4 protein-coding genes and 1 pseudogene are annotated in these 6265 nt (G+C 70.9%); 1 reads left to right on the top strand and 4 read right to left on the bottom strand.

Annotation, left to right across the window (positions count from 1 at the left end):
* Positions 1 to 308: pseudogene (locus G6027_RS02975) on the top strand (asparaginase); the annotation flags it as partial.
* 19 nt (positions 309 to 327) lie between these two features.
* On the opposite strand, the gene G6027_RS02970 reads toward G6027_RS02975, so the two are convergent.
* From G6027_RS02970 to G6027_RS02955, 4 genes are all read right to left on the bottom strand, one after another.
* Positions 328 to 1773, bottom strand: a complete 1446-nt coding sequence (locus G6027_RS02970) for a DNA polymerase IV (protein WP_182635289.1) — start codon at positions 1771 to 1773, stop codon at positions 328 to 330.
* Positions 1774 to 1807: 34 nt separating this feature from the next.
* The gene (gene ileS, locus G6027_RS02965; protein WP_182635287.1) at positions 1808 to 4987 is read right to left on the bottom strand and encodes an isoleucine--tRNA ligase; all 3180 of its coding nucleotides are present in this window, start codon (positions 4985 to 4987) and stop codon (positions 1808 to 1810) included.
* Positions 4988 to 5269: 282 nt separating this feature from the next.
* Entirely contained in the window at positions 5270 to 5500 is a 231-nt protein-coding gene (locus G6027_RS02960) for a hypothetical protein (protein WP_182635285.1), read from the bottom strand.
* Between the two features lie 126 nt (positions 5501 to 5626).
* Positions 5627 to 6265: cell division protein (locus G6027_RS02955; protein ID WP_182635283.1), on the bottom strand; the 639-nt coding region annotated here is incomplete at its 5' end.

The raw sequence follows: 6265 nt of genomic DNA, 5'->3' as shown, positions 1-6265 counted from the left end.
TCCCGCCACTGGTCGCCGAGGCCGTCGCGGACCTGTCCGCGGAGCGCCCGGACATCGTGGTGGCGACATCGACACGTGTGCCGCGGGGAGAGGCGACGCCCACGTACTCGGGAGCCGGCGGGGGCGCCGAGCTCGCGACGCGGGGCGTCCTGAGCTGCGGGTACCTGCGTTCCGCTCAGGCACGGGTCCTGCTCACCGCGCTGCTCTCGCTCGTCGATGCCGACAGGAGCGCCGACGAGGGCGCCGACCAGGATGCCGGCGCAGCCGGGGTCCGCGCGCAGTGGTCCCGGTACCACCTCTACAGCTGAGGAAGCCCAGGAACCGGGGTCACCACCCGAGCGAATCGAGCGGATCGGCGAGCTCGAGGTCGGGGTCGTCCTCGGCGAAGGTCCGCATCCTCCCGGGCCCGGTGACCGCCGTCTCGAACCGGACCGACACCCGGCCGTGGCCGGAGCCCTGGACCCAGCCGTGGCCGAACTCGGGATGGCGCACGTCCGAACCCGTGCGGAACCTCTCCTCCAGCCCCTGACGCCACGCCCCGATCGCCGGTGGCGCGTGGAGGGCGTCGTCCGCGACCGCTGCCGCACCCCCGGCCGGGGTCTCGTCGTCGTCGGTGGTGACGGTGGTCCCGACCCCGACGATGTCGGGGAGGTCGTCGAGCTCGTCGTGGGCGGGAACAGGCCGCGCCCCGGGGAGGAACTCCTGCTCGAACAGCGCGTCCTGGTGGATCTCGGTGAGCCCCGACAGGCCCACGCCCAGCAGCCGGATCGCGCCGAAGTCCAGGGGGTCGGGGGCCAGGGACCGGGCCACGGCGACGATGGTCTCCAGCGACGTCGTGCCCGCCGGCAGGGTGTACGAGCGCGTGATCGACGTGAAGTCCGTGCGTTTGACCTTGACCGTCACGGTCCGGGCCGCTCGGCCGTCACCCAGGAGCCGCCGGTGTGCGCCCTCCGCGGACCTGCGCACCGCCACGGCCACCTGACCTGCGGTCGTGAGATCGGCGGCGAAGGTGCTCTCGGCGCTGATCTGCTTGGCTTCCGCCCGCTCGTGCACCGGCCGGTCGTCGTACCCCCGCGCGATCCGGGCGATCGCCGGCCCCACGGTCCTCCCGAGAGCGTGGACCACGTCGTCGTCGTCCATCGCGGCCAGGTCGCCGATGGTCGAGATCCCGAACTGGGACAACCGCTCCCCCGCCACCGGCCCCACGCCCCACAGACTCCGGACCGGGAGCGGATACAGGACCTCGGCGTGATCGCGGCGGGGCACCACCGCGACCCCGTCGGGCTTGGCCAGCTCGGAGGCGATCTTGGCGTACTGCTTTCCCGCGCCCGCCCCCACCGAGGCCGGCAGACCGGTGGCCTCACGTATCGCCGCCCGCAGGTCCTGCGCCCAACGGCGGGTCCGATCGACGTCGGCGCCCCGTAGCTCCGGTGGCTCGAGGAACGCCTCGTCGACCGACACCTGCTCGACCACCGGCGCGTGCTCGGCGAACACCTCGAACACCCGGCGGCTCAGGGCGCGGTACACCGCCATCCGGGGGAAGACGAACACGGCCGAGGGGCCCACGAGTCGCCTGGCCTGGTGCGAGGGCATGGCCGAGCGCGCACCGCGGGCGCGCGCCTCGTACGAGCACCCCGCCACGACACCGCGACCCCCCACTCCTCCCACGAGCACCGGCCGACCCCGCAGGGTCGGCCGGGTGAGCTGCTCGCAGGAGGCGAAGAAGGCGTCCATGTCCACGTGCAGGACCCAGCGGTCCTGCCCGTCAGCCATGCCGGCTCCCGTCTCGGCTCAGGACCGGTCCGTGTCAGACCCGGGCCAGCGTCATCCTGACGCCCTCGGCGAGCTCGGCGGGGTCACCGTCGCCCGGGTCGAGTGCGTCGACCACGCCGAAATCCGTGGCCAGGACCTCTCCGGCGATCAACCGGGCGTGGCGATCGGCCCACTCGCGGCGGGCAGCCGGGACCTCCAGTCGCACCCGGATGCGGTCGGAGATGTCGAAGCCGGCGCCGCGCCGGGCCTCCTGGATCTCGCGGATCCGGTCCTTGGCCCAGCCCTCCGCCTCCAGCTCTTCCGTGACGGTCAGGTCCAGCACCACCAGCCCGGCCCCCCCGGGGAGCGCAGCCGTCGACTCGGGGTCCGCGGCAACGAGGCGGTGCTCGTACTCACCCTCCTGCAGTTCGACGCCACCGGCGGTGACCACCCCGTCGGCCTCGGACCAGTCCCCCGTCTTGGCAGCTTTGATGCACGCCTGCACCTGCTTGCCCAACCGCGGCCCCGCCGCGCGGGCGTTGACCGCCAACTCCATCCGCCCGTGGGCGGCCACGTCGCTGGTCAGGTGGACGTTGCGCACGTTGACCTCGTCGGCGATGATCCCGGTGAACGGCTCGAGCCGCTCGGCGTCGGGCATTGCCACGGTGAGGGAGTTCAGCGGCAGGCGCACGCGAAGCTGCGTGGCCTTGCGCACCGAGGAGACGGTCGAGCACACCGACCGCACGGCCTCCATGGCCTCGACCAACCCGGCGTCGCGCGGGAGCTCGTCGGCGGCCGGCCAGTCCGCGAGGTGAACCGACTCCCGCCCGGTCAGCCCGGTCCACACGACCTCCGACATGAGCGGCAACAACGGGGCCGCGAGCCGCATCGTGGTCTCGAGCACGGTGTAGAGAGTGTCGAAGGCGTCGCGGGAGTCCTGCCCCGACGACTCACCCGCCCAGAACCTCGACCGGGACCGACGCACGTACCAGTTGGTCAGGGCGTCGGCGAACTGCCGCAGCTCGTCGCAGGCGGCGGCGATGTCCGTGGTGTCCAGTGCCTCGGTCATCGCGTCACGGGTCGTGGCCAACCGGGACAGGATGTAGCGGTCCAGCACGTGCGGGGAGTCCGTGCGCCAGGTGGCCCGCTCGGCGGCGTACAGCTGCAGGAAGCTGTAGGAGTTCCAGAGCGGCAGCATGGCCTGACGCACGCCCTCCCGGATGCCCTGTTCGGTCACCACGAGATTGCCACCGCGGAGGATGGGCGAGCTCATGAGGAACCAGCGCATGGCATCGGAACCGTCGCGGGCGAAGACCTCGTTGACGTCCGGGTAGTTTCCCTTGGACTTGCTCATCTTGAGCCCGTCGTTGCCCAGCACGATCCCGTGCGCGGCGACGTGCGTGAACGCCGGACGATCGAACAACGCCGTGGCCAGGACGTGCAGCGTGTAGAACCAGCCGCGGGTCTGGCCGTTGTACTCGACGATGAAGTCGCCCGGGTTGTGGGTCTCGAACCACTCCTTGTTCTCGAAGGGGTAGTGGACCTGCGCGAACGGCATGGATCCGGACTCGAACCAGCAGTCGAACACGTCGGCCACCCGCCGCATGGTGGATCTGCCGGACGGGTCGTCGGGGTTGGGCCGGGTCAGCTCGTCGATGTACGGACGGTGCAGATCGGTGGGCCGCACACCGAAGTCGGCCTCGAGCTCGTCGAGAGACCCGTAGACGTCCACGCGCGGGTAGGCGGGGTCGTCGGACTCCCACACGGGGATCGGCGCGCCCCAGTACCGGTTGCGGTTGATGTTCCAGTCCCGGGCGCCCTCGAGCCACTTGCCGAACTGCCCGTCGCGCACATGCTCGGGCATCCAGGTGATGTGCTCGCGGTTGAGCTCGACCATCCGGTCCCGGAACGCGGTGACCTTGACGAACCAGGCCGGCAGCGCCATGTAGATCAGCGGCTGTCCGGAGCGCCAGGAGTGGGGGTAGGAGTGCTCGATGGTCTCGTGCCGGATCAATCGTCCCGCGGCACGCAGGTCGCGGGAGATGGGTGCGTTGGCGTCGAAGACCAGCTGGCCCGCGTACGGGGGCACCTCGGCGGTGAACTTGCCGTCAGGTCCGACCGGGATGACCAACTCGATGCCGGCCGCGTCGCAGGCGTCCTTGTCCTCCTCACCGAAGGCGGGTGCGAGGTGGACGATGCCGGTGCCCGAGTCGGTGGTGACGTAGTCGGCCGACAGCACGACGTGCGCACCCGGGTGACCGGCGAAGAAGTCGAACGGCGGGACGTAGGTCAGACCGACGAGATCGGTGCCCTTGACCGTGGCCACGACCTCGGCGTCCTCGCCGAACTCGGGGGCGTACACCGCACGCCGGGCCTCGGCCACCACGAAGCGGCGGCCGGCGAGCTCGCCGGAGTTCACCTGCACCACGGAGTAGTCGATGTCGGGGTGGACGGCGGCGGCGAGGTTGGACGGCAGGGTCCACGGCGTGGTGGTCCAGACCAGGGCCTCCGCGCCGTGGAACGGGCTGGACTGCGGGGCCTCGAGCGGCAGACCGACCGTGACCGCGGGGTCCTGGCGCATCTTGTACGCGTCGTCCAACCGGGTCTCCTGATTGGACAGGGGCGTCTGCTCGTACCAGGAGTACGGCAGCACGCGGAAGCCCTTGTAGACCAGGCCCTTGTCGTAGAGCTGCTTGAACGCCCAGAGCACGGACTCGGTGAAGTCGATGTCCAGCGTCTTGTAGTCGTTCTCGAAGTCCACCCAGCGGGCCTGACGGTGGACGTACTGTTCCCACTCGTCGGTGTACTGCAGGACCGACATCTCGCAGGCGTTGTTGAACTCGGCCAGCCCCATCTCGAGGATCTGCGACTTCTCGGTGATACCCAGTTGTTTCTCCGCCTCGAGCTCCGCCGGCAGGCCGTGGCAGTCCCAGCCGAAGCGCCGCTCGACCAGGTAGCCGCGCATGGTCCGGTATCGCGGGATCACGTCCTTGACGTACCCGGTGAGCAGGTGCCCGTAGTGGGGTAGGCCGTTGGCGAACGGGGGTCCGTCGTAGAAGACGTACTCCTCGGCGTCCGCACGTCTGCGCACGGATTCGCGGAAGGTGTCGCGCTGGTCCCACCGGGCCAGGACCTTCTCCTCGAGGGCGGGGAACGACGGCGATTGTGCCGTCGCGCCGCCGGTGAGGTCGAGAATCGGGTACGCGCTACCCGTTGTGGTGGGCTCGGTGCTCATGTGGGCGGACTCCTCGAGGTACGGGCCCGCACGAGTGGGTACCCGTGGGGCCGACAGGCCTGCGCTCGGGGACGATCCGGACACGACTGACGTGTCCGTCCGCGGTACCACCCCGTTTGACGACGACGGTGCGACGCCCACTCGTGGGTCGGGGGCTCGGTCGGGCTCCCCCGTTCGGTTCTACTGAGCCGACCCCTCCACGGGACCGGCCGTTCTTCCGAGCGCTCCCCGGTGATGGCCGGATCGCAGCGCATCCGGCTCACCGCCGGACATGGCGTGATGTTACCTGTCGATGTGGGCGTCCGTCTTCTCCGCCTCGTCCGCCGCGTCGGGCGGGTGCTGTCCGGACCCGTCCCGCGTGGCCCTACCGCGGATGAGATCCATGACCAGCAGCAGCAGGCCGAGGGCCCCGACAGCGATGCAGGCCCACGCCCACCCGATCTGACCGGTGGCCACTGCGGCGACGAGGAAGGCGAATCCGAGGATCGTCAGTCCGAGTGCGGCGACGAGCATGCGGTCCTCCTGCCGTGGTGCGTGTCGTGGGGCGCACCGGCCTCCGGGGCGGGCCCACTCCCCGAATATACGTCGGTCCCCGCACCCTGGGCAGGGGCGGGGACCGGACGCGTCGACGCGGGTGGACTACTCGGCGCGGTGGCCGCCGTCCTTCTTGGCGCCCTGGTCCGACGCACCGGCGTTCTCCGCCGGCGCGGCAGGGGCCGCGGACCCGGACTTGCCGAGCTCGGACAGCTGGTTCTCGAGGTAGCTGGTGAGCCGACTGCGGTAGTCCTTCTCGAAGGTCCGCAGCTGGTCGATCCGACCCTCGAGCACGCCACGCTGCTGGTTGATGGTGGCCATGATCTCGGTGTGCTTGCGCTCGGCGTCGGCCTGCAGTGCGTCGGCCTTGGCCTGGGCTTCCTTGATCTGCTGCTCGGAGCGCGTCTGGGCGTCCTTGACGATCCCGTCGGACTTCGTCTTGGCCTCGCCGAGGATCTTGTCGGCCTCCCGGCGGGCGTCGCCGACCATCTTCTCCGACTGGGACTTGGCGTCGCCGACCAGGCGGTCGGACTCGCCGCGGGCCTTGGCCATGAGCCCGTCGGACTCCTTCTTGGCCTCCCCGGTGAGGCGGTCCGCCATCTCCTGCGCCATCGCGAGAACCCGGGCCGCGCGAAGATGGGTGTCCGAGTTGGCGGCACCGCTGTCCTCGCTCTTGGCGAGGGAGGGGGTGGCCGCGGCCGGAGCCGGGGTCGGCGTCGGCGCGGGGGCAGGGGCGACGGGCGC

The sequence above is a fragment of the Dietzia sp. SLG310A2-38A2 genome (assembly GCF_014145095.1).
Lineage (GTDB): Bacteria > Actinomycetota > Actinomycetes > Mycobacteriales > Mycobacteriaceae > Dietzia.
Note: the sequence above shows the minus strand (reverse complement) of the source record. Positions and strands in the feature narration are given on the sequence as shown.

What these genes read in the sequence shown, in the direction of transcription:
- G6027_RS02970 (WP_182635289.1), bottom strand. Translation starts at nt 1,773, where the DNA reads ATGGCTGACGGGCAGGACCGCTGGGTCCTGCACGTGGACATGGACGCC.
- ileS (WP_182635287.1), bottom strand. Translation starts at nt 4,987, where the DNA reads ATGAGCACCGAGCCCACCACAACGGGTAGCGCGTACCCGATTCTCGAC.
- G6027_RS02960 (WP_182635285.1), bottom strand. Translation starts at nt 5,500, where the DNA reads ATGCTCGTCGCCGCACTCGGACTGACGATCCTCGGATTCGCCTTCCTC.